The sequence below is a fragment of the Variovorax sp. P4_B11 genome (assembly GCF_056402355.1).
On sequence record NZ_JBFUHO010000037.1, the window covers coordinates 29,700 to 54,116 of the forward strand.

The following is a 24,417-nucleotide window of genomic DNA, read 5'->3' on the forward strand; positions in this document are numbered from 1 at the left end:
GTGCCGGCGCCCTCAGTGCGTGATCTGCACGAACACTTCGTTGGGCTTGACCATGCCGAGCTCCTGGCGGGCCCGCTCCTCGACCATCTCGAGCCCTTCCTTGAGGTCGTTGACCTCGGAGGACAGTCGCTCGTTGGCGATCGCCGCCTTGGCGTTGGCTTCCTTCTGGTCGGCCAGCTTCTCCTGGAGCTGCGCCACGTCGCGCACGCTGCCGCGCCCGGTCCAGAGCTGCCATTGGAGAACCAGCAGCAACAGGACCAGGATGATCGGAACGATGCGTGAGCGCATAAACAACTAAGACGGAATTCTCAGGTCGGCGACGCCCGGCCTTCGCCAGGAACACCGCGGGACCGGCTTCGCCGGGCCGCTGGTGTTGCCCCCGGAGAGGGGGTGGGCGGCCACACGAAGTGGGCCAACCTGGGGGTGAACGTCATCTCAGGTTGTAGAAGGCGCGCAGGCCCGGGTACGAAGCGACATCACCGAGGTCTTCCTCGATGCGCAGCAGCTGGTTGTACTTGGCGATGCGGTCCGAGCGCGACAGCGAGCCGGTCTTGATCTGGCCGGCGTTGGTGCCGACCGCGATGTCGGCGATGGTGCTGTCCTCGGTCTCGCCCGAGCGATGGCTGATCACGGCGGTGTAGCCGGCGCGCTTGGCCATCTCGATCGCGGCAAAAGTCTCGGTCAGGGTGCCGATCTGGTTGATCTTGATCAGGATCGAGTTGGCGATGCCGCGGTCGATGCCCTCTTGCAGGATCTTGGTGTTGGTGACGAACAGGTCGTCGCCGACCAGCTGCACGCGCTTGCCGAGGCGTTCGGTCAGGTGCTTCCAGCCGTCCCAGTCGCCTTCGTGCATGCCGTCCTCGATGCTGATGATCGGGTACTTGTCGACCCAGCTCGCCAGCATGTCGGTCCAGCTCTCGGCCGTGAGGCTGAGGTTCTCGCCGGCCAGCACGTACTTGCCGTCCTTGTAGAACTCGCTGGCGGCGCAGTCGAGGCCCAGGGCGATCTGCTCGCCGGCCACATAGCCGGCCTTGTCGATGGCCTCGAGGATCAGCTGGATGGCGGCCTCATGGCTCTCGACGCTGGGCGCGAAGCCGCCTTCGTCGCCGACCGCCGTACTGATGCCGCGGTCGCCGAGGATCTTCTTCAGCGCATGGAACACCTCGGCACCGTAGCGCACCGATTCGCGGAAGCTCTTGGCGCCCACCGGGATGATCATGAACTCCTGCAGGTCCAGGCTGTTGTTGGCGTGCGCGCCGCCGTTGATGACGTTCATCATCGGCACCGGCAGCTGCATGCCGCCCATGCCGCCGAAGTAGCGGTACAGCGGCAGGCCTGATTCCTCGGCCGCGGCGCGGGCCACGGCCATCGACACCGCGAGGGTGGCGTTGGCGCCCAGTCGGGCCTTGTTCTCGGTGCCGTCGAGGTCGTTCAGCGTGCGGTCGAGGAAGGCCTGCTCGCTGGCATCGAGGCCGAGCACCGACTCGGAGATCTCGGTGTTGATGTTCTCGACCGCCTTGAGCACGCCCTTGCCCAGGTAGCGGCCCTTGTCGCCGTCGCGCAGCTCGATCGCTTCGCGCGAGCCGGTCGATGCGCCCGAAGGCACGGCGGCGCGGCCCATGGTGCCCGATTCGAGCAGCACGTCGCATTCGACGGTGGGGTTGCCGCGGCTGTCGAGGATTTCGCGCCCGACGATGTCAACGATTGCACTCATTTTCTCTTGCTCCGAAAAAAACTGGTAATCACTCAGCGATCAAAAATGCCACAGCCTCATTCCAGGGATACCGCAGAACCGGCTTTGCCGGGCTGCTGGCATCGCCCCCTGAAAGGGGGTGGGCGGCTACACGAAGTGAGCCAACCTGGGGGTCAGCTTGTCACATACCTTCGACGACGATCATTCGCATGATCGCGGCGCCCTGGCGCGACGCGCGCGCCTTGCCGTACTCGGGCGAGTCGTTGAATTTCTTCGCTTGTTCGACGCTCGGGAACTTGAGGATCACGATGCGCTCGGGATGCCAGTCGCCCTCGAGCACCTCGACCTTGCCGCCGCGCACGCAGACTTCGGCCCCGTGCGTCTTCATGGCTTCGGAGGACCACTTCTTGTAGTCCTCGTATTGCGCCGGGTTGGTGACCTCGACGTTGGCGATGATGTAGGCGCTGGTCATGTGGCCCCCACGCTCGTCACTGGCGTGTACTTGCTGCCCCCCGAGGGGGCCTTCGCAACTTGAAGCGGTTCTGCGTTGTTCATTGTTGGAAGATGTCCTCCAGGAATGCGTTCTTCTTGGTGACGCCGTCGAGCGCCACGAGCGTCTCGAGCAGCGCCCTCATGTGCTTGAGCGGCACGGCGTTGGGGCCGTCGCTCAGCGCCTTGGCGGGATCCGGATGGGTCTCCATGAAGAGGCCCGCCACGCCGACCGCGACCGCGGCCCGCGACAGCACCGGCACCATCTCGCGCTGGCCGCCCGAGCTGGTGCCCTGGCCGCCCGGCAGCTGCACCGAGTGCGTGGCGTCGAACACCACGGGAGCGCCGGTCTCGCGCATGATCGCCAGCGAGCGCATGTCCGAGACCAGGTTGTTGTAGCCGAAGCTGGCGCCGCGTTCGCAGGCCATGAAGCTGTCTTCGGGCAGGCCCTTTTCCTTGGCTGCCGCACGCGCCTTGTCGATCACGTTCTTCATGTCGTGCGGCGCGAGGAACTGGCCCTTCTTGATGTTGACCGGCTTGCCCGATTGCGCCACGGCGCGGATGAAGTCGGTCTGGCGGCACAGGAAGGCCGGCGTCTGCAGCACGTCGACCACCTGGGCGGCGGCCGCGATGTCTTCTTCCGTATGCACGTCGGTCAGCACCGGCAGGCCGAGTTCGCGCTTGACCTTGGCCAGGATCTCGAGCCCCTTGTCGCGACCCGGGCCGCGGAAGCTGGTGCCCGACGACCGGTTGGCCTTGTCGAAGCTGCTCTTGAAGATGAAGGGAATGCCGAGCGAGGCGGTGATCTCCTTCAGCGTGCCGGCGGTGTCCATTTGAAGCTGCTCGGACTCGACGACGCAGGGCCCCGCGATCAGGAAGAACGGCTGCGTGAGCCCGATGTCGAATCCGCAGAGTTTCATGCCACCACCTTCAATGCCTTCTTGTCCGCCCCCTGATGCTCGAGCGCCGCCTTGATGAATGCGTTGAACAACGGATGACCGCCCCAGGGCGTGGACTTGAACTCGGGGTGGAACTGCACGCCCATGAACCACGGGTGCACGTCCTGCGGCAGCTCGACGATCTCGGTCAGGTGCTCGCGCTGGGTCAGCGCCGAGATCACCAGGCCGGCGCGACGCAGCTCGTCCAGGTAGTTGACGTTGGCCTCGTAGCGGTGGCGGTGGCGCTCGGTCACGACATCGCCGTAGATGCTGTGGGCCAGGGTGCCGGGTGCGACGTCGGAGCTCTGGGCGCCCAGGCGCATCGTGCCGCCGAGGTCGGACTTCTCGTCGCGGGTCTTGACCGTGCCGTCGTTGTCCTTCCACTCGGTGATCAGGGCGATCACGGGGGTGGGCGTCTCGGGGTCGAACTCGGTGCTGTTGGCGCTCTTGAGGCCGGCCACGTTGCGTGCGTATTCGATGGTTGCGACCTGCATGCCCAGGCAGATGCCCAGGTACGGCACCTTGGTCTCGCGGGCGAAGCGCGCCGCCGCGATCTTGCCCTCGACACCGCGCTGGCCGAAGCCGCCGGGCACCAGGATGGCGTCGTACTTGCCGAGCCGGGCCACGTCTTGCGGCGTGATGGTCTCGGAGTCGATGTAGTCGATCTTCACGCGGGCATGGTTCTTCATGCCGGCGTGGCGCAGCGCCTCGTTGAGCGACTTGTAGCTGTCCGACAGGTCGACGTACTTGCCGACCATCGCGATGGTCACTTCCTTCTTCGGATGCTCGACCTCGTAGACCAGGTCGTCCCAGCGCTTGAGCTTGGCCGGCGGCGTGTTGATGCGCAGCTTGTCGCAGATCAGGCCGTCGAGGCCCTGCTCGTGCAGCATGCGCGGCACCTTGTAGATGGTGTCGACGTCCCACATCGAGATCACGCCCCATTCGGGCACGTTCGAGAACAGCGAGATCTTGGCCCGCTCGTCGTCGGGGATCGGCCGGTCGGCGCGGCACAGCAGGGCGTCGGCCTGGATGCCGATGGCGCGCAGTTCCTTGGCCGTGTGCTGGGTCGGCTTGGTCTTGAGCTCGCCGGCGGCGGCGATCCAGGGCACGTAGCTCAGGTGAACGAAGGCCGAGTTGTTCGGGCCCATGCGCAGGCTCATCTGGCGCACCGCCTCGAGGAAGGGCAGCGACTCGATGTCGCCGACCGTGCCGCCGATCTCGACGATCGCGACGTCGACCTCGTGGGCGGTGCCGATGCCGGCGCCGCGCTTGACGTATTCCTGGATCTCGTTGGTGATGTGCGGGATCACCTGCACCGTCTTGCCGAGGTAGTCGCCGCGGCGCTCTTTTTCGAGCACGGACTTGTAGATCTGGCCGGTGGTGAAGTTGTTGGCGCGGCGCATCCGCGTCGTGATGAAGCGCTCGTAGTGGCCGAGGTCGAGGTCGGTCTCGGCACCGTCGTCGGTGACGAAGACCTCGCCATGCTGGAAGGGCGACATCGTGCCGGGGTCGACGTTGATGTACGGATCGAGCTTGATGAGGGTGACTTTGAGGCCGCGGGATTCGAGGATGGCGGCGAGAGAGGCGGAGGCGATTCCCTTGCCCAGGGAAGACACCACACCGCCGGTGACGAAGACGAATTTGGTCATGCCAGTTCCGGACGCAGATCCGGGAAGTGGGAAATGTCGATTATAGGCGGGGGCAATTGCTCGCCCCCCGATGGCTTCCCGCACTTCGTGTCGGGAAGCCTTTCCCCCCGACCGGGGGGCGGGCCGGCCGCTTGGGGCGGCCCGGCGCGGCGGCCCCCGGACCTGATTGCCGGCGCCTTAAACTCTCCTGATGCAACATGAACTTGCCGGCAAACACATCGTCCTGGGCCTCACGGGGGGCATCGCCTGCTACAAGTCGGCCGAGCTGTGCCGGCTGCTGGTCAAGGCCGGCGCCACGGTGCAGGTGGTGATGACCGAGGCGGCCGAGCAGTTCATCACGCCGGTGACGATGCAGGCGCTCTCGGGCCGGCCGGTCTACCGCTCGCAGTGGGATGCGCGCGAGCCCAACAACATGCCGCACATCAACCTGAGCCGCGAGGCCGATGCGATCCTGCTGGCGCCGGCCAGCGCCGATTTCATCGCCCGGCTGGTGCAGGGCCGCGCGGACGAACTGCTGAGCCTGCTGTGCCTGGCGCGGCCTGCCGAGCGGGTGCCGCTCCTGATCGCGCCGGCCATGAACCGCGAGATGTGGATCCATCCGGCGACGCAGCGCAACCTGCGCCAGGTCGATGCCGACGGCGCCCGCGTGCTGGGCGTGGGCAACGGCTGGCAGGCCTGCGGCGAGACCGGCGATGGCCGGATGCTCGAGCCGCAGCAGCTGCTCGAGGAAGTCATCGCCCAATTCCAACCCAAGGTGCTCTCCGGACAGCAGGTGGTCGTGACGGCCGGGCCGACTTTCGAGGCGCTCGATCCGATCCGCGGCATCACCAACCATTCTTCCGGAAAGATGGGTTTCGCGATTGCCCGCGCCGCGCGAGATGCCGGCGCAGAGGTCACGCTGGTGGCCGGCCCTGTCCATCTGCCGACGCCACGCGGCGTGCGCCGAATCGACGTGCTGTCGGCGCAGGAGATGCTCGAAGCCACTCAGCAGGCGGTGCAGGCGGCGTCGATCTTCGTCGCCACCGCGGCGGTCGCCGATTGGCGTCCGACCTCGCACAGCGAACAGAAGATCAAGAAGGACGGCAGCGGCAAGCCGCCGGTGCTGCACTTCGTCGAAAACCAGGACATCCTGCTGACCGTGGCCCAGAGCGCGCGCGCCAAGGCCGGCGCGCTGTTCTGCGTCGGCTTCGCAGCCGAAAGCGAGAATCTCGCCGAGCACGCGAAGGCCAAGCGCGAGCGCAAGGGCATTCCGCTCCTGGTCGGCAACATCGGTCCGCTGACCTTCGGCCAGGACCACAACAGCCTGCTGCTGGTCGATGCCAACGGCATGCGCGAACTGCCCCAGGCGCCCAAGCTCACGCTGGCGCGCGAACTGGTGCTCGAGATCGCGGCCCGCCTTCCTGCCGCCGGTTCGCACTGAACCCGCGGCGTTCCCTCCATCACACGCAACAACAAGCAAAGGCACCCCATTGAAAGTCGACGTTCGCATCCTCGATCCCCGCATGCAGGACCAACTGCCTGCCTACGCGACCTCCGGCAGCGCCGGACTCGACCTGCGGGCCTGCCTCGATGCGCCCATCACGCTGGAGCCGAACGCATGGCAACTGGTGGGCACCGGGATCGCGATCCATCTCGCCGACCCGGGCTACGCCGCATTGATCCTGCCGCGCTCCGGGCTCGGCCACAAGCATGGCATCGTGCTCGGCAACCTGGTCGGGCTGATCGACAGCGACTACCAGGGCGAGTTGAAGATCAGCGCCTGGAACCGCAGCGACACCCCGTTCGTCCTGCAGCCGATGGAGCGGCTGGCGCAACTGGTGATCGTGCCGGTGGTGCAGGCGCAGTTCAATGTCGTGGCCGAGTTTCCGCCGAGCGAGCGCGGAGAGGGCGGCTACGGCTCCACCGGCAAGCATTGAGGGCCAGAGGTGCGGTGCAGGCGTAGGCCCGCGCCTTCGATGGCGCGCGGGGCTTGCCTACGCGTAAAGATGGGAACTGGAGACGCTGTGAGGCATCGAAGGTTTCAACATGTGTCCAGGTCATCGGGCGCGTCGCTGCTGCGTTGATTGCATGCGAGGCGCCAATCGGCCGCCGTTTTTTGAGAAGCAACCCCGTCATGAAAAATTCCATCCGCATCGCTTCAGTCACGTTTTCGGTGGTGGCGCTGGCCACGCTGACCGCTTGCGTGGCGCCCGCCCCGGTCTACCAGACCTCGCGCTATCCGTATCAACCGCCGCAACCGATGGCACAAGGCCCGTATGTCGAGTACGGCCGTGTCGCCAACATCGAGGTGATCCAGAGCCAGTCCTCGGGCGCGGCGCCGAGCGGCGCCGGCGCGGTGGTCGGCGGTCTGGCCGGCGGCGTGCTCGGCCACCAGGTCGGCAGCGGCCGCGGCAATACCGCGGCGACCATCGCCGGTGCGGTCGGCGGTGCGCTGATCGGCAACGCGGTCGAGGCCAACAACAATGCGCCGCGCGCCTACCAGAGCTTCCGGGTCTCGGTGCAGACCGACAACGGCGGCTTCCGGGCCTTCGACGTGCCTTCGCCGGGCGACCTGCGCGTCGGCGATCGCGTTCGCATCGACAACGGCCAGATCTCGCGCTACTGAGCCAGGCGCACCTGAACGAAAAAGCCGGGCGCTGCCCGGCTTTTTTGTGCACGCAGGGGAGGATCAATGCAACAGATTGTTGCCAGGGGCTGTGGCCGGGACCTTGAAGAAGCCGGTGCCCGCGCTGCCGCGGCCGACTTCTTCTTCGGTGGCTTCGCGCACCGATTTCACGGTCATGTCGAGCCGGATGGCGATGCCCGCCAACGGATGATTGCCGTCGAGCACCAGGTGTTCCGGATAGATCTCGCTGACGGTGTAGAGCACGTCCCTGGGCATGTCGGGATTCACGCCCCGCGGCAGCGCCGCGCCGTCGAAGGTCATGCCTTCTTCGGTGCCTTCCGGGAACAGCGTGCGCGGCTCCAGGAACAACAGCTGGTCGTTGAAGTCGCCGAAGGCCTGTTCGGGCTCGAGCTGCAGCAGCACCCGGGCGCCGGGCTCATGGCCGAGCAGGGCGGCTTCGATGGCATCGAAGAGGTCGTCGCCGCCGACCAGGAACTCCACCGGCTCGTCGAGCACGTCCAGGACTTCGCCCAATGTGTCTTTCAGCGTCCAGGTCAGGCCGACCACGCATTGTTCAGTGATTTCCATCGCACAATTCTCCCATGGAGATTGATCGACCCCTGCCCCTGCTCGGCGGCCTCAGCGCCCGCCAGTTCATGCGACGCCACTGGCAGAAGAAGCCGCTTCTCGTTCGCCAGGCCATCCCCGGCATGGTGCCACCGATTGCGCGCCCCGCGCTGTTCGACCTCGCCGCGCGCGACGACGTCGAGTCGCGGCTGATCCGCCACCGCGACGCCGGCTGGACCTTGAAGCACGGTCCCTTCGCGCGCCGCGCCCTGCCCGGACTCCAGCAACCCGGCTGGACCCTGCTGGTGCAGGGCGTCGACCTGCACGATCAGGGCGTTCATGACCTGCTGCAACAGTTCCGCTTCGTGCCCGACGCCCGGCTCGACGACCTCATGATCAGCTTTGCCAGCGACACCGGCGGGGTCGGCCCGCATTTCGACAGCTACGACGTGTTCCTGCTGCAGGCGCAGGGGCGCCGTCGCTGGGCTATCGGCAAACAGCGCGACCTCAGCCTGCAGACCGGCGTGCCGCTCAAGATCCTGACCAATTTCGAGGCCGAGCAGAGCTTCGTGCTCGAGCCCGGCGACATGCTCTACCTGCCGCCGCGCTACGCGCACGATGGCGTCGCGGTCGGCGGCGACTGCATGACCTGCTCGATCGGCCTGCGCTCGCCGGCCGCGGCGCCGCTCGGGGCCGACCTGCTGGCGCGCATCGCCGAGGCGCACGCCGATGCGCTGCAGGACGAACCGGCGCGGGCCGCGGTGCACTACCGCGATCCGAACCAGGACGCGCTCGCCACACCGGCCGCGATGCCGCAGGCGCTGCAGGCCTTCGCGCGCGAAGCGGTGCTGGCGGCCGTGCGCGACGGCGAGATCATCGACCGCGCCCTCGGCGAGTCGATGACCGAGCCGAAGCCGACGGTCTGGTTCGATGCCGGTGAAATGCCCGAGCGCTGGAGCGGCGTGGCGCTGGACCGCCGCACCCGCATGCTCTACGACGCGCGCCATCTCTACATCAACGGCGAGAGTTTCCGCGCCGGCGGCCGCGACGCGACGCTGATGCGGCGGCTGGCGGACCAGCGCAGGCTCGGCGCGCGCGACCTGGCGGGCGCCAGCGAGGATGCGCTCGCACTGCTGGGCGACTGGGGCGAAGCGGGGTGGCTGCATGCCGGATGACAGCGTCGGCATCGACTTGCCCGAGGGCGCCTTCGACGGCCGCCAGGCCTTCCAGGCGCACCTGCATGCAGCGCTCGACGCGGCGGCGCGGCAGAACTGGCGCGAGATCGTGCTGTCGGACCCCGACTTCGTCGACTGGCCCCTCGGCGAGCGCGCGAGCGTCGAGGCCTTGCAGGCCTGGTCTGCGGCTGGGCGCGGCTTGGTGTTGCTGGCGCAGCGTTTCGACGTCTTCGCGCGTGAACATGCACGCTTCGTGCAATGGCGCCGCATGTGGAGCCACATCGTCGACGCCCGCGTCTGCCACGGCCCCGGCCTGCCGTCGGTGCCCAGCGCGATCTGGACGCCCGGCTGGTTCCTGCATCGCATCGATGTCGAGCATGCGCGAGGGGTTTGCGGCCGTGCGCCGGAGGGTCGGCGCGCCCTGCGCGAGCGCATCGACGAATGCCTGCGCCATGCGCGGCCTGCATTTCCGGCGAGCACGCTGGGCTTGTAAGCCAACGCCGCGAATTGCACCGCGACAGTGCGTGGGGCTGGAGAGCCGGCCTAGAATTTTTTGACTGCCATCTTCATCCCAAGGAGTCACCCCATGAAGAAATCCGTTCTGCTCGCTTCGCTGCTCGCCGCTGTCGCCTTGGCGGCCTGCGGAAAGAAGGAGGAAGCCCCGCCGGCCGTGGTCACGCCGCCGCCGGCGCAGGTCGCGCCGCCAGCGGCACCCGCAGAGTCCGCGGCGACGCCGTCGCCGAGTGCGTCTTCCGCGCTCGATGCCGCCAATGCGGCGACCGAGGCCGCGAAGAAGAGTGCCGAGGCCCCGCCTGCCAAGCCCTGAGGCCGGCCGCCGTTCCTGCGGGCCGCCTTCGGGCGGCCTTTTTCATGGTTTCACAGGTCGAGCCAGGGGGAGCCTTCCGCGGCCGTGGCGGTGAGCATCTCGTGCTCGATGGCGCCGAGCGCCTCGGCCATCATGCGGCGCACGATCTCCGGCCGGTTGTTCTGCTCGCTCAGGTGGGCCGCCACCACGTGGCGCAGGCCGCCGTGATGGACCGCGCGCGCGATGGCTGCGGCGGCTTCGTTCGAGAGATGGCCGTAGTTGCCGCCGACGCGCTGCTTGAGGAAGGGCGGATAGGCCGAGCCGGCCAGCAGCTCGCTGTCGTGGTTGAACTCGAGCAGCAGGGCATCCAGGCCCATGAGGCGTGCCAGCACATGGGGCGTCGCGTGGCCCAGGTCGGTCAGCACGCCGAGGTGCCGTGCGCCGTCGGTGCAGCGCAGCTGCAGCGGCTCTCGCGCATCGTGCGGCACGGTGAAGGGCAGGAGGCGGAGCTCGCCGACCTCGATGTCGACGCCGTCCCGCGCGAGCATGAGACGGCCTTCGTAGTCGTGCCCGCCGGTCGCCAGCCAGGTGCCTTCGCTCATCCACACCGGGATCCGCTCGCGGCGCGACAGGGCCCGCGCGCAGCCGATGTGGTCACCGTGCTCGTGGGTGATGAAGATGGCGTCGATGTCACCGGCCGCGAGGCCGGCCCGCGCCAGCCGGCTGTCGAGTTGCTTCAGTCCGAAGCCGCAGTCGATCAGGAGCCGTGAGGTGCGCCCGCCGCTGGTCGCTTCGACCAGCGTGGCGTTGCCGGTGCTGCCGCTGCCCAGACTGCGAAAGCGCAGCATCGGGAGCGGACGGCTTACTTCAGGTCGTCGGCGATGACCTGCACGATGCGTTGCGCATTGGCCGTGCTGTCGGCCGCGCCGCTCTCGTTCAGGACCGACACCGTGCTGGTCTCGCCCTGGCCCTTGACCAGGATGCGGAACTTGAGCGGCGCCTCGGTCTTGCCGGGCCCGAAGTTGAGCAGCTTGGCGAAGACGCTGGGTTCCGACTTGTTCGGGTTCGGCGGCACATAGCGCACGAAGTAGGTACCGGCGGAGCGGTCGCGGTCCTCGACCGTGAAGCCCGTGCGGTCGAGGGCCAGGCCGACGCGGCGCCAGGCGCGATCGAAGTTCTCGCTGATCTGCACAACCGGCTGGCCGCCGACGGTGGAGACCTTGGCGGTCTGCGGCGCGGCGCCGGCGGCGGCGATGACCTTCGACTGCTCTTGCGAGACGCCGAGCTTGACCATCAGGCGACGCATGAACTCGGCTTCGAGCTCGGGGTCGCTGGCGCGTGGCTGCCAGGCCGTCTGGTCTTTGCGCGAGCTGCTGTAGACCTCTTCCATGCCGCGGTGGCTGATGAAGATCTCGGTGCCATTGGGCGTGCGCTCCATCCGGGTGCGGAAGCGGTCGAGCTCACCGGTCGAATAGATCGAGTCAATGAACTTGCCGAGCGTGCCGCGGATGATGTCCTGCGGCAGCTTGGCGCGGTTCTCGGCCCAGTCGGTTTCCATGATGCCGAGATTGCGCTGGTCGGTGGTGAGCAGGAAGCCGCTCTCCTGCCAGAAGTCGCGCACCGGCTCCCAGAGCTGGTCGGCCGAGCGGTTGACCACCAGCCAGCGCTGCGTGCCGGCGCGCTCCATGCGCACGTCGCCGACCGAGCTGACCGCGGTCGGCTGGCCCGGCGCACTGGCGAGGCCTGCCTGGTAGGCGTTGGCCGTGACCGCGCCGCCCGGGATCGCGTAGCGGTTCTCGCGCGTGAGCTGGCTCAGGTCGGGCGGAACCTCGAGGGTCGGGGCCTTGCCGGCGCTCTTGTAGTCGATCTTGTCGCTCTCGAGGGCCGAGCAGGCGGCGAGACTGGCGACCAGGGCCAGCAATGCGAATCGCGAAATGGTTTTCAACGTCTACTTCCTTGAGCTCAATCGGTGGGCGCGGTGCCCGCTCCTTCAGAGCGCGGCCCGGGCAAAAGGTTGCCGGCGTTCGCGAACGCCCGCTGTAAAGATGGGGTCAGTCCTTGAGGAGGCCGCTGGCGCGCAACGCGGATTCGACCATCGGCCGGCCGCTTTCGGACAGTTCGGTGAGGGGCAGGCGCAGGGCGCCGCCGCACAGTCCGAGCCGTGCCATGGCCCACTTGAGCGGAATGGGATTCGGTTCGACGAACAGGTGGCGGTGCAGCGGCATCAGTTCGAACTGGATCTGCATCGCGCGCTTGACGTCGCCGGCGATCGCGGCGACGCAGAGCTCGTGCATCTTGCGCGGCGCGACATTGGCCGTGACGCTGATGTTGCCCTGGCCGCCGCACAGCATCAGCGCGACCGCGGTCGGGTCGTCGCCGGAATAGACCGCGAAGCTCTTGGGCAGGTCGCGGATCAGCCATTGGGCGCGTTCGATGTTGCCGGTGGCTTCCTTGATGCCGATGATGCCGGGCACCTGCGACAGGCGCAGCACGGTGTCGTGCGCCATGTCCGCCACCGTGCGGCCGGGCACGTTGTAGAGCACCGTCGGCAGGTCGCCCACCGCTTCGGCGATCGCCTTGAAGTGCTGGTACTGGCCTTCCTGGGTCGGCTTGTTGTAGTAGGGCACCACCTGCAGCTGGCAATCGGCGCCCACGCCGCGGGCGAACTTGGCGAGTTCGACCGCTTCCTTGGTGGAATTGGCGCCGCAGCCGGCCATCACGGGCACGCGGCCGCGGGCCTGTTCGACCGAGACGCGGATGATCTCGCAGTGCTCCTCGACGTCGACCGTCGGCGATTCGCCGGTGGTGCCGACGACGCCGAGGCAATCGGTGCCTTCGTCGATGTGCCAGTCGATCAGCCGGCGCAGGGCGGGATAGTCGACGCTGCCGTCGTCGTGCATCGGCGTGACGAGCGCAACGATGCTACCTGTCAGTTGCTCCAAGGGAATCTCTTTGTGGGTTGCCCGAAAAGCAGCCATTCTACTGATTGGCCCCGCCCCCCGGCATCCGAGCGTCCTTGCTAGGGCGCTTGCAAGGGATGGCGCAGCGGCGACCCGGGACCGGTCTGCGGACGGACGGCGGCGATTCGCTGGACGAAACGCTCCGGTTCGGACAGGAATCCATCCTCGTAGGCCACCACGCGCAGGCCGGCGCAGGCCGCCAGCAGTTCGCCGGGCTGGAGCAGGAAATCGGGCCGCGACGGCTTGCCCACGCTCTCGTTGCCTGCCGCGAAGGTTTCATAAAGCAAAACGCCGCCGGGCGCCACCGCCCGGACGATGTCCGGCAGGCGCGGGCGCCAGAGGTAGTTGGTGACGACGACCGCGCCGAAATGCCGGCCTTCGAACGGCCACGGGCCGTCCTCGATGTCGGCCAGCACGGCCTGGCCGAAGGGCGCAGCCGCATCGACGGCCTCCGGCGAGCGATCCACGCCGGTCGCGGGATGGCCCCGGCCGGCGAACCAGCGCATGTGGCGGCCACTGCCGCAGGCCACGTCCAGCACGGGGGCGCCGGGCGCCAGCAGGTGCGACCAGCGCACGATCCAGGGCGAGGGCGCGAGCGTCGCGTGGTTCATCAAAAGCAGTTCCAGATCTGGCCGGCCAGCGTCACGAGGAAGTCCGCACGCGTGTAGAGGGCGAAAACCGCCGCCAGCGCGAGCGTCGCAGCGCCCAGCCAGGCGGCCCGGACCAGGCGATGGCGGGTGATTCCGTTCATGGCGGCGGTCATGCCGGTTGCACGCGCGGACGCAGGATCGCGCTTTCCCTGACCGGCAGGTTGATCAGCGCGGCCATCACGCCGAGCATGATCGCGATGTACCAGACCAGGTCGTAGCTGCCCAGGCGGTCATACAGGTAGCCGCCGAGCCAGACGCCCAGGAAGGAGCCGATCTGGTGGCTCAAGAAGACGAAACCGCCGAGCATCGAGAGGTGGGCGACGCCGAAGATCTGGGCCACGATGCCGCTGGTCAGCGGCACGGTGGAAAGCCAGAGGAAGCCGATCACGGCGGCGAACGCGTAGACCGAGAGCGGCGACAGCGGCGCCAGCAGGAACAGGGCGATCGCCACCGCGCGGCCCAGGTAGATGGCCGCCAGCAGCTTGCGCTTGGCAAGCCGGGCACCGAGCGCACCCGCGGTGTAGGTGCCAAAGATGTTGAACAGCCCGATCAGCGCCAGGGCATAGCTCGCCACCTCGGGCGAGAGCCCCTTGTCGCGCAGGTAGCTCGGCATATGGACGCCGATGAACACGACCTGGAAGCCGCAGACGAAGTAGCCCGCCATCAGCATCACGAAACTCGGGTACTTGAAGGCCTCCTGGACGGCCTGCAGGATGGTCTGCTCGCGCTTGCCGCCGGCGGCCGCCAGCCGTGGCTCGCGCAGCGAGAACGCCAGCGGGACGATCAACAGCACCATGGCGGCCAGCGCCAGCAGCGCGGTCTGCCAGCCGAGCCGGGCGATCAGCTGACCCTCGACCGGCACCATCAGGAACTGGCCGAAAGAGCCGGCGGCGGCCGCGACGCCCATGGCCCAGGAGCGGCGCTCGGCCGGGATCTGGCGCCCGATCACGCCGTAGATCACGGCATAGGTGGTGCCGGCCTGGGCGGCGCCGATCAGCACGCCGGTGGTCAGCGCGAACAGCAGCGGCGTCTGCGTCAGCGCCATGCCGGCCAGCCCCAGCGCATAGAAGATGGCGCCGGCCACCATCACCCGGAGGGCGCCGAACCTGTCGGCCAGCATGCCGGCGAAGACGCCGAAGACGCCCCAGGAAAGGTTCTGGATCGCCAGCGCGAGCGAGAAGGCCTGGCGGGTCCAGCCCTGGTCCTGGGTGATCGGCTGCAGCCACAGGCCGAAGCCATGTCGGATCCCCATCGACAGGGTGACGATCAGGGCGCCGCAGAAGAGCACCCGCTGGATGCCGAGCGGCTGGGAGGAAGAGGTCATCCCGGAAAATGTACCCAAAAGCCGGTGAGCATGTCGGTGCTCCGCCAGCGCCGATTGTTGAAATCTTTAGCGGTCATTGATGCGCGAGGCGCAGTACCGGGCGACGGGCCCGTCCGGCACCAAGGCCTAGAATCCCGCGCCATGGCAAGCAAGGAACCAGGCAGTTACGGCGAATCGTCGATTCGCGTCCTCAAGGGCCTCGAGCCCGTCAAGCAGCGGCCCGGGATGTACACCCGCACCGACAACCCGCTGCACATCATTCAGGAAGTAGTGGACAACGCCGCCGACGAGGCGCTCGCGGGCTACGGCAAGAAGATCAAGGTCACGCTGCACGCCGACGGCTCGGTCAGCGTCGAGGACGACGGCCGCGGCATTCCGTTCGGTCTCCATCCGGAGGAGAAGGCGCCGGTGGTCGAACTGGTGTTCACGCGCCTGCACGCGGGCGGCAAGTTCGACAAGGGCTCGGGCGGCGCCTACAGCTTCTCGGGCGGGCTGCACGGGGTCGGCGTGTCGGTGACCAACGCGCTGTCGACCCGGCTCGAAGTGAGCTCGTACCGCGAAGGCTCCGTGGCGCAACTCGCGTTCTCGGCCGGCGACGTGGTCGAGAAGCTCAAGGTGCGCCCACAGGAAAGCGCGGCCGCCGCGGCCAACGGCGACGGCCCGCGCGACCGCAGGCAGGGCACCACGGTGCGCGCCTGGCCGGACCCGAAGTATTTCGAGTCCGCGGCGTTGCCGGTCAGCGAACTGACCCACCTGCTGCGCAGCAAGGCGGTGCTGATGCCCGGCGTCACGGTCACGCTGGTGGTCGAGAAGACCAAGGAAGTCCAGACCTGGCTCTACAAGGGCGGCCTGCGCGACTACCTGATGCAGACCCTCAACGGCGACCCGGTGATTCCGTTGTTCGAAGGCGCCGGCCATGCCGACAAGAACGCCGACAACTTCGCCGAAGGCGAGGGCGCCGACTGGTGCGTGGCCTTCACCGAGGACGGCCAGCCGGTGCGCGAGAGCTACGTCAACCTGATCCCGACCAGTGCCGGCGGTACCCACGAGAGCGGGCTGCGCGACGGCCTGTTCAACGCGGTCAAGAGCTTCATCGAGCTGCACTCGCTGCTGCCCAAGGGCGTCAAGCTGCTGCCTGAGGACGTGTTCGCGCGAGCCTCCTACGTGCTGTCGGCCAAGGTGCTCGACCCGCAGTTCCAGGGCCAGATCAAGGAACGGCTCAATTCGCGCGATGCGGTGCGGCTGGTGTCCAGCTTCGTGCGGCCGGCGCTCGAGCTCTGGCTCAACCAGCACGTCGACTACGGCAGGAAGCTGGCCGAGCTGGCGATCAAGGCCGCCCAGACACGGCAGCGGGCGGGCCAGAAGGTCGAGAAGCGCAAGGGCTCCGGCGTCGCCGTGCTGCCCGGCAAGCTGACCGATTGCGAGAGCAAGGACACGGCGCACAACGAGGTCTTCCTGGTCGAGGGCGACTCCGCCGGCGGCAGCGCCAAGATGGGCCGCGACAAGGAAAGCCAGGCCGTCCTGCCGCTGCGCGGCAAGGTCCTGAACACCTGGGAAGTCGAGCGCGACCGGCTGTTCGCCAACACCGAGATCCATGACATCTCGGTCGCGGTCGGCGTCGATCCGCACGGGCCCAACGACACGCCCGACATGTCGGGCCTGCGCTACGGCAAGGTCTGCATCCTGAGCGATGCCGACGTCGACGGCTCGCACATCCAGGTGCTGCTGCTGACGCTGTTCTTCCGCCATTTCCCGAAGCTGATCGAGGCCGGCCACGTGTACGTGGCCAAGCCGCCGCTGTTCCGGGTCGATGCCCCGGCGCGCGGCAAGAAGCCGGCCTCCAAGTTCTATGCGCTCGACGAGGGCGAGCTCACGGCGATCCTCGACAAGCTGCGCAAGGACGGCGTGCGCGAGGGCGCCTGGAGCATCAGCCGCTTCAAGGGGCTGGGCGAGATGAACGCCGAGCAGCTGTGGGAGACCACGCTGAACCCCGACACGCGGCGGCTGCTGCAGGTGCGGCTGGGACGCTTCGACACCCAGGGCACCGAGGGCGAGATCACCAAGCTCATGGGCAAGGGCGAAGCGGCCGCGCGGCGCGAGCTCATGGAGCTGCGGGCCGATGACGTGGAAATCGATGTGTGACGCCGCTGAACAATTTGTGACGCTGCGAGGCGCCGCGCCGGGGTGCGCGCGCTCATAGTCCCGGGATGGCGATTCCGATGAAGGCTTCCTGGCGGTCGATGCTGCTGGCCGTGTCCTTGGCGATGCTTGTGCTGGGGGCGCGGGCTGCCGACATCTACGGCTACATCGACGACAAGGGCGGCGCGCATTTTGCCTCCGAAAAGATCGACGAGCGCTACCAGGTCTTCTTTCGCGGCGGCCAGAGCTTCGACACGGCGAACGGCATTGCGCCGCTGCTGCGCGGCCGCAGGGGCGCGATCGACGGCCCCGTGCCGCGCGCCTCGCAGTCCCTGCTGGCGCTGGTCGAGGCTTCGCCGGGCTACAAGGTCGCGAAGTCGGCACTGCGCGATGCGTCGCGCAATCACGGCATCGACTACGAATTGCTGCAGGCGCTGATCGCCACCGAATCGGGCTTCGATGCGCAGGCGGTGTCGCCCAAGGGCGCGCTCGGCCTGATGCAGCTGATGCCGGCGACGGCCGAGCGCTACGGCGTGGCGCCGGACAAGCGGGCCTCGATCGAGTCCAAGCTGTTCGATCCGCGCATCAACATCGCCACCGGTTCGCGCTACCTGCGCGACCTGATCGCGATGTTCCCGGGCCAGATCGAACTCGCGCTGGCGGCCTACAACGCCGGCGAGGGGGCGGTGCAGCGCGCCGGCAACAGGATTCCCAACTACCCCGAGACCCGCAACTACGTGACGACCGTACTGCAGCTCTATGCCTACCTGAAGCCGGCCGCGGCCCTCGGGCGGGGCAGCTCGGCCGGCCGCGTCCACATGGCGCTGGTGCCGAAGGGCGGGGCGGTCGGGCGTGGCAACATGCCGTCCGACGCGCGCCGCATGCCGACGCTCCCCGAGCCGAGCGATCCGTCGGCCGCGGGGGCTTTCGATCCCGCGGCGCCGGCGACGCCGTAGACCCGCAAACCTTTCTCTCTTCCTTCTCTTTCCATGGATTCCCAACCGACGCTCGATCTGCAGAGCCCCGAAGACGATGGCGCGCTGACGCTGGCCGACTATGCGCAGACCGCCTACCTCGAATACGCGCTGAGCGTGGTCAAGGGCCGCGCCTTGCCCGATGTCTGCGACGGCCAGAAGCCGGTGCAGCGGCGCATCCTCTATGCGATGTCGCGCATGGGGCTGGGCTTCGGCGGCGCCAACGGCACCGTCGGCGCCAAGCCCGTGAAGAGCGCGCGCGTGGTCGGCGACGTGCTGGGCCGTTTCCACCCGCACAGCGACCAGGCTGCCTACGACGCGCTGGTCCGCATGGCGCAGGATTTCTCGCAGCGCTATCCGCTGGTCGACGGCCAGGGCAACTTCGGCAGCCGCGACGGCGACGGCGCCGCGGCGATGCGCTACACCGAGGCTCGCCTGGCCCGCATCACCAGCCTGCTGCTCGACGAGATCGACGAGGGCACGGTCGACTTCATCCCGAATTACGACGGCTCGACCGAGGAGCCGCGCCTGCTGCCGGCGCGGCTGCCGTTCACGCTGCTCAACGGCGCCAGCGGCATCGCGGTCGGCCTGGCGACCGAGATCCCGAGCCACAACCTGCGCGAGGTCGCCGATGCCTGCGTGGCGCTGATCAAGGCCAACGGCAAGCTGACGGACGAGGAACTGTTCGCCATCGTGCCCGGCCCGGACTATCCGGGCGGCGCGCAGATCATCAGCAGCGCGACCGACATCGCCGACGCCTATCGCACCGGCCGCGGCTCGCTCAAGGTGCGGGCCCGCTGGAAGATCGAGGAGCTGGCGCGCGGCCAGTGGCAACTGGTGGTCAACGAGCTGCCGCCGGGCGTCAGTTCGCAGAAGGTGCTGGAAGAAATCGAGGAGCTGACCAACCCGAAGATCCGCGCCGGCAAGAAGGCGCTTTCGGTCGAGCAGACGCAGCTGAAGGCGGCGGTGCTGTCGCTGCTCGACGGCGTGCGCGACGAGTCGAGCAAGGACGCACCGGTGCGCCTCGTGTTCGAGCCCAAGACCTCGCGGATCGGCCAGGAGGAGTTCAGCACGATGCTGCTGTCGCAGACCTCGCTGGAGACTTCGGCGCCGATCAACCTCACGATGGTCGGCATCGACGGCAAGCCGACGCAGAAGTCGCTGCGGCAGATGCTCAACGAATGGGTCGCCTTCCGCGAGATCACGGTCGAGAAGCGCTCGCGCCATCGCCTGGGCAAGGTGCAGGACCGCATTCACATCCTCGAGGGGCGGCAGCTGGTGCTGCTCAACATCGACGAGGTGATCGCGATCATCCGCGCCGCCGAGGACCCGAAGGCGGCGCTGATCGCGCGCTTCAACCTCAGCGAGCGGCAGGCCGAGGACATCCTCGAGATCCGCCTGCGGCAACTTGCGCGGCTGGAGGCGATCAAGATCGAGCAGGAGCTCAAGGGCCTGCGCGAGGAACAGAAGAAGCTCGAGGACATCCTCGCCAGCCCGGCCGCATTGCGCCGCCTGCTGGTCAAGGAAATCGAGGCCGACGCGAAGAGCTTCGAGGATCCGCGCCGCACGCTGATCCAGGCCGAGAAGCGCGCGGTCGCCGAAGTGCGCGTGGTCGACGAGCCGGTGACCGTGATCGTGTCGCAGAAGGGCTGGGTGCGCACGCAGAAAGGCTGGGCCAGCGAGCGCGCCGCGGGCGCGGCGGCGCCGGAGTACAGCTTCAAGTCGGGCGATGCCCTGTACGGGGCCTTCGAATGCCGCTCGGTCGACATGCTGCTGGTCTTCGGCACCGCCAAGGACAAGGGCGTGCGCGTCTACAGCGTGCCGGTGGCCTCGCTGCCGGGCGGTCGCGGCGACGGCCAGCCGGTGACGACGCTGATCGACCTCGACAGCGGCACGCACGTGGCGCATTACTTCGCCGGGCCGCTCGGCGCCAGCCTGCTGCTTGCGAACACCGGCGGCTTCGGCTTCATCGCGGCGGTCGAGAACATGGTCTCGCGGCAGCGCGGCGGCAAGGCCTTCATCGACGTCGGCGAGGGCGAGCAGCTGTGCCGGCCGTCGCTGGTCGGCGGCGCCGGCGGTGCCGAGCCGTTGCCGGCGGCCACGCACGTGGCCTGTGCCTCGACCGGCGGCCGGATCCTGACCTTCGAGATCGGAGAAATCAAGGCACTGCCGAAGGGCGGCCGCGGGTTGACCTTGATCGACCTCGAGGCCAAGGACACGCTGGCCGGTGCGGCGGCCTACACCCGCAGCGTGAAGATCGAGGGCATCGGCCGCGGCGGCAAGGAGCGCGAGGAGACGCTGGAAATCCGCACGCTCAACAACGCCCGCGGCAGCCGGGCGCGCAAGGGCAAGGCGGCCGACCTCGGCTTCAAGCCGAGCGGCATCGTGCGCGTGCTGTAGGGACGCGGGCCATGGAAATCGGAATCATCGGGCTGGCGATTGCGGTCCTGAGCGGCCTGGCCAGTTTCGTGTTGGGCCGCTGGCTGTCGAACCGGCGGCGGCAGAAGAAGGCCGAGCAGGCCCGGGCGGCCGCCGAGGCCGGACAGAGCCGGCAGGTGCGGCGGGCGCAGGAGCGTCAACGCCGACGTTGAGCCGGTCGCCCGAGTCGCCGCTGTAGAAGATGCGCTGGCCGCCGCTCTGGATCACCCACGAGGCCCGGAGCGTGTGGTTTGTCGGGCGGGTGCGGCCGCGAGCTGACCCCATGCGGCCCGTCGAGGCCTGCACTCGCGCTCCGGCATAGGCCATTCGAGCCATTGATCGATCGCCGCGTGCATGAAATATTGCATCGAACGACGAGGAGCCGAATGGACGACACCATCCAGAAGCTGGTCGCCGAGCGTCGACGCGCCCTGCACGGCGCCGACGATGGCCGACGGCCCTGGGGCCTGGCGCTGTCGGGTGGGGGCATCCGTAGCGCCACCTTCTGCCTGGGCCTGCTGAAGGCGCTGGCGGCACGTCGGCAACTGCTCAAGTTCGACCTGATGTCGACCGTGTCGGGAGGTGGCTACATCGGTGCCGCGCTCGGGCGGTTGTGCACCAATGCCCACTCGGCCCAAGAGGTGCGCGAGATCGAGGTCGCGCTCAGTGATGTCGACCAGGCGCGATTCGGCTGGTGGCTGCGCGCCAACGGGCGCTACCTGATTCCGGGCGGCCTGCGCGACACCTTGTTCGCCACCGCGCTCTATCTGCGCAATCTCCTGGCCACCCACATCGAGCTGGCGATCGCCGCCAGCTTGATCGGCATGGTGCTGGCGGCCACCAACCTGCTGCTGTGGGACACCGTGTTCCGTGCCGTCGACCTGAACAGCGTGCCGCCGGACGCGGTGGCGCGAACCCCCGAGCTCTATGCCGAGCACTACATGCGGCTGGTGGTCGAGTGGGCCACGCAGTGGCCGACGCTGTGGTTCACGCTGGTCGGTCCCTTCCTCGCCTCGGTGGTCCTGGCCTGCGCCTACTGGTCGGTGCACGACAGGCCGTCGACCTCGTCGATGCTGCTGCAGGTCGCGATGTGGCTGGCGCTGGGCCTTGGCGCGGCCTTCGTCGCGCCGAGGCTGATGCAGCGTTACAGCGGTCCACCCTGGCTGGCGCCGGCCTTCGAGGCCTTCGCGGTCTGCTGGGTGGTGGCCCTGCTGTGGGTGCTGCACCGCAGCCGCTGGCGCTCGCCCGGCGAACTGCGCAACGAGCTGACCGACCGGCTGGCCTCGGTGATGAACACCGCGCTGCTGATCGTCATGCTCGGCCTGCTCGACCGCAGCGCCTGGTGGCTGGCGGCCGAGGGCCAGGAGCAGCGCGCCTCGTATGGCGCGGTGCTGCTGGTGGCGGCCGCGGTGCTGCGCGGTGTGCTGCCGATGCTGCTGTCGCACCGGCAGGAACTGCCCGGCGTCGGCAAGACGCTGATGTTGACGCTCGCCAGCCTGCTCGGACTGGCGCTGGCCTTCTGCCTCGCGGCCTGGTGGGTCGGCGTGGTGTATGTGGCCGTGCTGCTGCCGGTCTTCACGCCCGCGGGGCTGGACTTCATGCGTGGCTGGGCCTGGCTCGGCACCATCGCCGTGATCATCGGCGTCTATGCGCTGGCGACCGGGCGCAACTTCGCCTTCCTGAATGCGTCGTCGCTGCACATGTTCTACAAGGCGCGCATCGTGCGGGGCTATCTCGGTGCCGCCAACGCGCGGCGGCTGGGGGCCCAGGCCCTCGACAAGGTTTCCGGACTGGAGCCGCCGCAGGTGCCGGTCGGCGAGGTCGATCCGCACGACGACATCTCGCAGCTGCGCTATGCGCCGCATGCCAATGGCGGCCCGGTGCACCTGGCCAACGTGTGCATCAACCAGACGCACGACACCAAGGATCGCCTGTTCAACCGCGACCGCAAGAGCCAGCCATTGACCATCGGCCCGCTGGGCTGGATGCAGGCCGGCGGCGCCCCATGGGCACAGGCGCACGGCGACGGTGCGCTGACCCTGGGGGCCTGGATGGCGATTTCCGGCGCGGCTTTCGCGCCGGGCCTCGGGCGGCTCACCAAACGTGGCATCTCGGCGCTGTCTGTGTTCGCGGGCCTTCGGCTCGGCTACTGGTGGAACAGTGCCGGAGCCGGCATTGCCCAGCACGGCGCGGTGATCCATGCGAGCCCGCTGCTCATGAAGACTCGCTTCCTGCTGCTCGAGTGCTTCGGTGCCTTTCCGGGCAGCAGCTCGGCCAACTGGTACCTGAGCGATGGCGGCCATTTCGAGAACACCGGCGCCTACGCGCTGCTGCGGCAAGAGGCGGCGCTGATCGTCATCGCCGATTGCGGCGCCGATCCGGACTACCGCTTCTGCGACCTCGAGATCCTGATCCGGCGGGCTCGCATCGACCTCAATGCCGAGGTCGTCTTCATGAAGCCGCGGCCCGACGCCGAATGGACGCACCTGGGTGCCTTCGGCTCGCTCAACGACCTGGCCTCGCCGACCAGCCAGGCCTGCCTGGCGCTGGCGCAGGTGCGCTATGCGAGCGGCGCCACCGGGCAGATCGTGCTGGTGAAGCCCAATGTCTCGGCCGCGCTGCCGGTCGACCTGGTCAACTTCAAGGCCGCCAACCCGCTGTTCCCGCAGCAGCCGACCACCGACCAGTTCTTCGACGAGGCGCAATGGGAGAGCTACTTCCGGCTCGGCTCGGAGATCGGCTTCCGGCTCGACGAGGAGATGCTCGAGCACGTCGCGCAGGGCGCACCGGGGCTGTTCGTGCTCGACGACGGCCAGCCGGATTCGAGCGCCCGCGCCGCCAAGCCGGGCGACAAGGACAGCGCCACGGCGGCCGCGGTGGGCTCGATGAGCCGGCTGCAGGCCCGTGTGCTCAAGGCCGGCGCGGTGACGGCGTCGATCGGCATCGGCACCGCCGCCACCTTCGGCATCGCCGCCTGGCAGGGCATCGACAGCTGGCGCGCCCAGCGCGCCGACCAGGAGCGTTCGGAGAACAGCGCCTTCAAGGACCTCACCGAGCGCTGGGCTCATCTGCGCAACGGCGAAGCCGACAGCGACGCGCCGGCCCTGCTGGCGGCCGAGCTGCTGCGCACCGGCGACCTGCTGTGCCGCGAGGGCAGCGACAACTTCATGGCCAAGTTCCGGCTCTCGGTGCGGATCGTCGACGATGCCAAGCAGGCCTGCGCCGGCGAGGCCTTGGGCCAGCGCACGCCGGCCTGCGCGCGGCTGCTCGATCCCGGCAACGGCATCGACTGCCTGCAGCCGGCGCAGGCGCCGCCCTGCGCGCCGCGCTACTGGGCGCGCGACTACAGCGGCCAGACGGGTTCCAAGCAGAACTGCAGCGGCACCCTGCCGGAGCCCTTCAAGCTCGCGGTCTGGCTGCGTGACCGGCTCGGCGGATTGGGGCGCGGCGACCAGGTGGCGAGCGCACCGCCGTCGGCAGCCGGCCCGCCGCCGCCCTACGCGCCGTCGCCCGAAGGCAGTGGCGCGCCGTCACCGGCACCGATAGCGCCGAACGCCTGCGAAGGCGCGGTGGTCTACATCCTGACCTACGGAACCAGCCTGCGCGACAAGGCACGCGCCTGGCGCGCCCCGTGGCGCGAGCTCGGCGCCTCGGTGCCGCCGATCGAGGACGTGCTGAGCACCTCGCGCCGCGCCGGGCGCGCGCCGCCGGTGGGGCATCCGGTGCCGACCGTCGTCATCCGCGAGGAATCTTCGCGCGCTTGTGCGCAGGCCCTGATCGAGACCGCGCAGTCGCCGACCGGGCAGCCATGGATGATCCGGCTGCTTCCGCGCCCGGTGCCTTCGGACCCGGGCGCGATCGAGGTCTGGCTGCCGCGCGCCAGGGACGCGGCAGCGAGCTGAGCCGCCCGGTTTCATTTCAGGGTCCATGGCGCCATGCGCCTTCCGCGACCCATGAAACCGGCGCGGCCCAATGCCAGGGATACCGCGGAACCGGCTTTGCCGGGCCGCCGGTATCGCCCCCCTTGAGGG

Annotated in this window: 23 protein-coding genes; 11 read left to right on the top strand and 12 right to left on the bottom strand. The window is 68.5% G+C overall.

The window, feature by feature from the left end; genetic code table 11:
• Nucleotides 1-12 precede the first annotated feature (12 nt).
• From ftsB to AC1DYD_RS26965, 5 genes are all read right to left on the bottom strand, one after another.
• Nucleotides 13-288, bottom strand: coding sequence for a cell division protein FtsB (gene ftsB, locus AC1DYD_RS26945; RefSeq protein ID WP_478175863.1), 276 nt, complete (start codon nucleotides 286-288; stop codon nucleotides 13-15).
• Between the two features lie 142 nt (nucleotides 289-430).
• Nucleotides 431-1,714, bottom strand: a complete 1,284-nt coding sequence (gene eno / locus AC1DYD_RS26950) for a phosphopyruvate hydratase (RefSeq protein ID WP_478175819.1) — start codon at nucleotides 1,712-1,714, stop codon at nucleotides 431-433.
• A 160-nt stretch (nucleotides 1,715-1,874) separates the two neighbouring features.
• Nucleotides 1,875-2,165 (bottom strand): DUF1330 domain-containing protein, encoded by a 291-nt coding sequence (locus tag AC1DYD_RS26955; protein WP_478175820.1) that lies wholly within the window; start codon nucleotides 2,163-2,165, stop codon nucleotides 1,875-1,877.
• A 79-nt stretch (nucleotides 2,166-2,244) separates the two neighbouring features.
• On the bottom strand, nucleotides 2,245-3,102 hold the full coding sequence (gene kdsA / locus AC1DYD_RS26960) for a 3-deoxy-8-phosphooctulonate synthase (protein ID WP_478175821.1): 858 nt from the start codon (nucleotides 3,100-3,102) through the stop codon (nucleotides 2,245-2,247).
• Nucleotides 3,099-4,769 (bottom strand): CTP synthase, encoded by a 1,671-nt coding sequence (locus tag AC1DYD_RS26965; RefSeq protein ID WP_478175822.1) that lies wholly within the window; start codon nucleotides 4,767-4,769, stop codon nucleotides 3,099-3,101. Before AC1DYD_RS26965 ends, kdsA begins: the two co-directional genes overlap by 4 nt.
• 190 nt (nucleotides 4,770-4,959) lie before the next feature.
• Here AC1DYD_RS26965 and coaBC point away from each other — a divergent pair, with 190 nt between their 5' ends.
• The 3 genes from coaBC (at nucleotide 4,960) to AC1DYD_RS26980 (ending at nucleotide 7,374) form a co-directional block, all read left to right on the top strand.
• Nucleotides 4,960-6,189, top strand: a complete 1,230-nt coding sequence (gene coaBC, locus AC1DYD_RS26970; RefSeq protein WP_478175823.1) for a bifunctional phosphopantothenoylcysteine decarboxylase/phosphopantothenate--cysteine ligase CoaBC — start codon at nucleotides 4,960-4,962, stop codon at nucleotides 6,187-6,189.
• A gap of 49 nt (nucleotides 6,190-6,238) precedes the next feature.
• Nucleotides 6,239-6,685, top strand: coding sequence for a dUTP diphosphatase (dut, locus tag AC1DYD_RS26975; protein ID WP_478175824.1), 447 nt, complete (start codon nucleotides 6,239-6,241; stop codon nucleotides 6,683-6,685).
• Nucleotides 6,686-6,882: 197 nt separating this feature from the next.
• Nucleotides 6,883-7,374, top strand: a complete 492-nt coding sequence (locus AC1DYD_RS26980; protein WP_478175825.1) for an outer membrane lipoprotein — start codon at nucleotides 6,883-6,885, stop codon at nucleotides 7,372-7,374.
• Nucleotides 7,375-7,437: 63 nt separating this feature from the next.
• On the opposite strand, the gene AC1DYD_RS26985 is transcribed toward AC1DYD_RS26980, so the two are convergent.
• Entirely contained in the window at nucleotides 7,438-7,962 is a 525-nt protein-coding gene (locus tag AC1DYD_RS26985) for an FKBP-type peptidyl-prolyl cis-trans isomerase (RefSeq protein ID WP_478175826.1), read from the bottom strand.
• 14 nt (nucleotides 7,963-7,976) lie between these two features.
• Between AC1DYD_RS26985 and AC1DYD_RS26990 the strand changes: the two genes are divergently transcribed.
• From AC1DYD_RS26990 to AC1DYD_RS27000, 3 genes are all read left to right on the top strand, one after another.
• On the top strand, nucleotides 7,977-9,116 hold the full coding sequence (locus AC1DYD_RS26990) for a JmjC domain-containing protein (protein ID WP_478175827.1): 1,140 nt from the start codon (nucleotides 7,977-7,979) through the stop codon (nucleotides 9,114-9,116).
• Entirely contained in the window at nucleotides 9,106-9,609 is a 504-nt protein-coding gene (locus AC1DYD_RS26995) for a hypothetical protein (protein WP_478175828.1), read from the top strand. Before AC1DYD_RS26990 ends, AC1DYD_RS26995 begins: the two co-directional genes overlap by 11 nt.
• A gap of 93 nt (nucleotides 9,610-9,702) precedes the next feature.
• Entirely contained in the window at nucleotides 9,703-9,942 is a 240-nt protein-coding gene (locus tag AC1DYD_RS27000; protein WP_478175829.1) for a hypothetical protein, read from the top strand.
• A 50-nt stretch (nucleotides 9,943-9,992) separates the two neighbouring features.
• Here the strand turns inward: AC1DYD_RS27000 and AC1DYD_RS27005 are convergent, their stop codons facing one another.
• From AC1DYD_RS27005 to AC1DYD_RS27030, 6 genes are all read right to left on the bottom strand, one after another.
• Entirely contained in the window at nucleotides 9,993-10,769 is a 777-nt protein-coding gene (locus AC1DYD_RS27005; RefSeq protein ID WP_478175830.1) for an MBL fold metallo-hydrolase, read from the bottom strand.
• A gap of 14 nt (nucleotides 10,770-10,783) precedes the next feature.
• Nucleotides 10,784-11,866, bottom strand: coding sequence for an outer membrane protein assembly factor BamC (gene bamC / locus AC1DYD_RS27010; protein ID WP_478175831.1), 1,083 nt, complete (start codon nucleotides 11,864-11,866; stop codon nucleotides 10,784-10,786).
• Between the two features lie 106 nt (nucleotides 11,867-11,972).
• On the bottom strand, nucleotides 11,973-12,899 hold the full coding sequence (dapA, locus tag AC1DYD_RS27015; RefSeq protein ID WP_478175832.1) for a 4-hydroxy-tetrahydrodipicolinate synthase: 927 nt from the start codon (nucleotides 12,897-12,899) through the stop codon (nucleotides 11,973-11,975).
• A 41-nt stretch (nucleotides 12,900-12,940) separates the two neighbouring features.
• Nucleotides 12,941-13,492 carry a class I SAM-dependent methyltransferase gene (locus AC1DYD_RS27020; protein WP_478175833.1) on the bottom strand — a complete coding sequence of 184 codons (552 nt, stop codon included), beginning with the start codon at nucleotides 13,490-13,492 and terminating at the stop codon, nucleotides 12,941-12,943.
• Nucleotides 13,492-13,632 carry a hypothetical protein gene (locus AC1DYD_RS27025; RefSeq protein WP_478175834.1) on the bottom strand — a complete coding sequence of 47 codons (141 nt, stop codon included), beginning with the start codon at nucleotides 13,630-13,632 and terminating at the stop codon, nucleotides 13,492-13,494. Before AC1DYD_RS27025 ends, AC1DYD_RS27020 begins: the two co-directional genes overlap by 1 nt.
• 8 nt (nucleotides 13,633-13,640) lie before the next feature.
• Nucleotides 13,641-14,855, bottom strand: coding sequence for an MFS transporter (locus AC1DYD_RS27030; protein ID WP_478175835.1), 1,215 nt, complete (start codon nucleotides 14,853-14,855; stop codon nucleotides 13,641-13,643).
• Between the two features lie 141 nt (nucleotides 14,856-14,996).
• Here AC1DYD_RS27030 and AC1DYD_RS27035 point away from each other — a divergent pair, with 141 nt between their 5' ends.
• From AC1DYD_RS27035 to AC1DYD_RS27055, 5 genes are all read left to right on the top strand, one after another.
• Entirely contained in the window at nucleotides 14,997-16,997 is a 2,001-nt protein-coding gene (locus AC1DYD_RS27035; protein WP_478175836.1) for a DNA topoisomerase IV subunit B, read from the top strand.
• Nucleotides 16,998-17,074: 77 nt separating this feature from the next.
• On the top strand, nucleotides 17,075-17,950 hold the full coding sequence (locus tag AC1DYD_RS27040; RefSeq protein ID WP_478175837.1) for a lytic transglycosylase domain-containing protein: 876 nt from the start codon (nucleotides 17,075-17,077) through the stop codon (nucleotides 17,948-17,950).
• A gap of 33 nt (nucleotides 17,951-17,983) precedes the next feature.
• Complete coding sequence (parC, locus tag AC1DYD_RS27045; RefSeq protein WP_478175838.1) at nucleotides 17,984-20,368, top strand: DNA topoisomerase IV subunit A; 2,385 nt, start codon at nucleotides 17,984-17,986, stop codon at nucleotides 20,366-20,368.
• A gap of 11 nt (nucleotides 20,369-20,379) precedes the next feature.
• Nucleotides 20,380-20,559, top strand: coding sequence for a hypothetical protein (locus AC1DYD_RS27050; protein WP_478175839.1), 180 nt, complete (start codon nucleotides 20,380-20,382; stop codon nucleotides 20,557-20,559).
• 213 nt (nucleotides 20,560-20,772) lie between these two features.
• The gene (locus AC1DYD_RS27055; RefSeq protein ID WP_478175840.1) at nucleotides 20,773-24,288 is read left to right on the top strand and encodes a patatin-like phospholipase family protein; all 3,516 of its coding nucleotides are present in this window, start codon (nucleotides 20,773-20,775) and stop codon (nucleotides 24,286-24,288) included.
• Nucleotides 24,289-24,417 lie beyond the last annotated feature (129 nt).